General features: G+C 71.6%; 3 protein-coding genes and 1 pseudogene. 2 read left to right on the top strand and 2 right to left on the bottom strand.

The features are described 5' to 3' along the window. Positions 1–897 (bottom strand): AfsR/SARP family transcriptional regulator (locus D7V88_RS40245; protein WP_279636143.1); only part of this gene is annotated, 897 nt, incomplete at its 3' end. 158 nt (positions 898–1,055) lie between these two features. Next, positions 1,056–1,847 (bottom strand): AraC family transcriptional regulator, encoded by a 792-nt coding sequence (locus D7V88_RS40240; protein ID WP_158625267.1) that lies wholly within the window; start codon positions 1,845–1,847, stop codon positions 1,056–1,058. A 61-nt stretch (positions 1,848–1,908) separates the two neighbouring features. On the opposite strand from D7V88_RS40240, the gene D7V88_RS40235 reads away from it, so the two are divergent. Beyond that, positions 1,909–2,346: a hypothetical protein gene (locus tag D7V88_RS40235; RefSeq protein WP_120545791.1), complete on the top strand. Its 438-nt coding sequence runs from the start codon at positions 1,909–1,911 to the stop codon at positions 2,344–2,346. Between the two features lie 302 nt (positions 2,347–2,648). Next, a pseudogene (locus tag D7V88_RS40230) lies at positions 2,649–3,057 on the top strand (hypothetical protein); the annotation flags it as partial.

Genomic DNA, 3,057 nt, shown 5'->3' with positions numbered 1-3,057 from the left:
CTCCTCCGCGAGCCGCGTCTTGCCGCTGCCGGGTTCGCCGGAGATGAACAGCATCTGCCCCGCCTCCCAGCCGGCCTCCAACTGTCGCCACGCGGCATCCCGGCCCGCCAGCACCGGAGGGCGCAACACGGACAGGGGCAGGACCGCGCGCGGGGCCGTGGTGGGGGAGGGGCGCTGCGTGCCCTTCTCCACCTCTCGCACCAATGCGAGCGTCTCCGGCATGGGGGTGACGTGCAACTCGCGGGAGAGGACGCTCCGCAGTTGTTCGAAGGCCGCGAGCGCGGCGCCCCGGTCTCCCTGGAGGTAGTGCAGGCGGATGAGGTGGCGTCCTGCCTGTTCGGATTCGGGCTCCTGCCGCGCCCAGGCCTGCGCGAGCCCCAGGGCGGCGGTCCAGTCCCCTCCGGCGGTGAGGTGCCCGATGCGAGCCTCGCGCGCCTCGCGCACCCAGCCCTCGACACCCGCGCGAGCCCCGTCCAGCCAGCGCGCGAGCTCCGGGCCATCATCGAAGTCGAAGCCCGCCAGCAGCGTGCTGCCTTCAGCCCCGACGGACTCCAGGGCCCGCTCATACGCCCGGGCCTCGGTGGCGGCCTTGAGACTCGCGACGTCCACGTTCGCCAGGTCCACCAATGCCAGACGTTCGGTGTCGCCCTCCACCAGGGGCTCGCCACCGCTGGCGAGCCGCAGGCGCCGCAGCAACTGGCGCATGTTGTTGCGCGCCGTGGTGGGCGAGGAGTCCGGCCACAGGAGGGCCGCCAGCGCGAACTTGGGCGAAGGCCCCTGCAATCCCAACCACGCCAGCAGCGCCGCGGCGCGCCGCTCCAGCCGGACCCGCTGTCCTTCGGGGCCCCACAGTTGCGCCAGCCCCAGCACCTGCACCCGCCATCGCGTCCCAGCCACCTGCCGTCTCCCGAGGCTCCGCGCACCCGCGCCTGTTGGTGCCCTGGAGTCTACGGGGAGCGCGCCCGGTGATTTCCGCAAACTGCGCTCTCCGTGGTTTTCCAGCGTGGGTGTCTGGCCATGGAACGACTGGAAAATCCCGGAGCGGCGCGGTCCGCTCAGGCCGGGTCCGGCGCGGGCAACCGGGGCGCGTGGACGCACACGCGGGTCCCACCGGAGAGCACCCGCGAGGGCGCGATCCCGAAGAAGTGCCGGAAGGCCTTGCTCAGGTGCGCCGAGTCCACGAAGCCGGACTCATGCGCCGCGAGCGTGAGGTTTTCGCCCGCCGCGAACCGCCGCGTGACTTCGCGCAGGCGCTGCCAGGTCCGCAGTTGCCGTGGCGTGACGCCGAGTTCGGTCTGGAAGAGGTGTTGGAGCCGGGAAGGGGAGACGCCCGTGCGCGCCGCCAGCGCGTCGAGCCGCCAGGGGAGCTCCGGCTGACGGGAGATCAGCACCGCCACCTCCTCCACCCGGGCATCGGACCCGTAGCGTCCCGGAGGAGGCCCCACCTGCCGGGTCATCCACGCATCGAGTTCCTCCTCCGGGAGTTCGCCCGCGAGGATGGCCCCCAGCGCCTCACGTCGCCGCCGGGGCGACCCGAGCACGTGGACGTTCTCGAAGGCGGGCAGCTCCGCGTGTTCGCAGAGCTGTCGGTGGTCGACCTGCCCCGGCGTCAGGAGCAGGACGCCCATCAGGGTGTCGCCGCAGTCCAACTCATGGAGGCAGGCGGGCGCGACGACGAGGTGTTCGACGGAGCGCCACGGCGCACCCGGCAGGGCCTCGCGGAATCCGAACGGACCGTCGATTCCCACGAGCAGGGCCGAACCCGTGTGCGCATGGACCGCCACGCGGCCCAGCCTCGCGATGGACAGCACCCGGTCCTGCCACACGTCGATGCGCGCCTGAGACATCCTCTCAGCGTAGCCGGTTCGTACAAGCCCCGGGGGACGCGCAGCCTCCACACTCGCGAGCATGGACTTCGCACAGAAAATCGCGGTCTTCGCGGCCGGTGGCTTCTTCCTGGCCGGCCTGTCCTTTGGCGTCTGGAAATACGCACAGATGGCTCGCAGCGCCCGGGCCCAGGCTTCCCCCTATGTCGACATCGCGCACCGGGCCGCGCTGATGTATGCGTTCGCCTGTCTGGTCGTCGAACGCTTCGTCGTCCTCAGTGCGCTGGATGCGACCGTCGAGCTCATCGCCGTCGTCGCGCAGGTGGGCTTCTTCGCGTTCGGGCTTTCGACCTATGTCATCCACGGCCTGCTGCGAGACACCGACAACCAGTTCGCGCGTCCCCACAAGCTCGGGCGCTTCGAACTTCCTCCCGGGGTGATGGTCGCCGCCATGGTGGCGCTCATCGCCGGTGAACTGGGTGGCTTCGCGGTGCTGTTCTGGGGCGCGCTCATCGCCTGAGCCGGGCGGATAGGGGGCCCGGGATGGCGCCCTCCCGTCTTCATGAGAGGCGGTGGTTCACCGCGGGAGGCACCGTGGCGCACCGGGTCAAAGCGGGGCTTCGTCATGGTCGGGTCATGGGTCGGTCATGTCCTGGCCGGGGTGCGCCCGCCCGGACGAGATGGGCTAGCGTCCCCTGCATGCCATTGCTCCGCGCTTCCACCCTCCTGTTGCTGATGGGGATTCTCGCCTCGGGCTGCAAGCGGGACTCCGATGCTCCTTCGCCCGATCCAGCCACACCCACCGCGCCGAATGCGGCCCCGGTGACCCCCATTCCAAGCTCGGCGCCCGCGCCCTTCGCCAAGGCGGGCCTGGCAGCCCCTGTCACCGCCGCGGGCCAGCCGGACACGGGCGAGGTGGACCTCGCGGCGCTGCGCGACTCCGTGGCGGATCCGAAGGTGCTCTCCGAGCTGGAGTTGCTGGCGCTGTCGGATCCCCACGGCCGGCGACGGGAGGACCGCGGGGGTGACGAACTGGCCGCGGGCACGGGCGCCGCCGCGCCGTCGGGAATCGATTACGAAGAGACGCCCGGACTGGGCGAAGAGGCGGCCCTGCCCCAGCGAATCCCTGCCCCTTCGCGCCGCGAGAGGCCCGCGAGGGACCTGGCCATGCAGCTCCCCCGGTCCGAGCCTCCTCCGGCCCCGCGTGATTCCGACGCCCCCAGCGTGGAAG

Origin of the sequence: Corallococcus terminator (genome assembly GCF_003611635.1) — a bacterium.
Classification (GTDB): Bacteria; Myxococcota; Myxococcia; order Myxococcales; family Myxococcaceae; genus Corallococcus; species Corallococcus terminator.
Note: the sequence above shows the minus strand (reverse complement) of the source record. Positions and strands in the feature narration are given on the sequence as shown.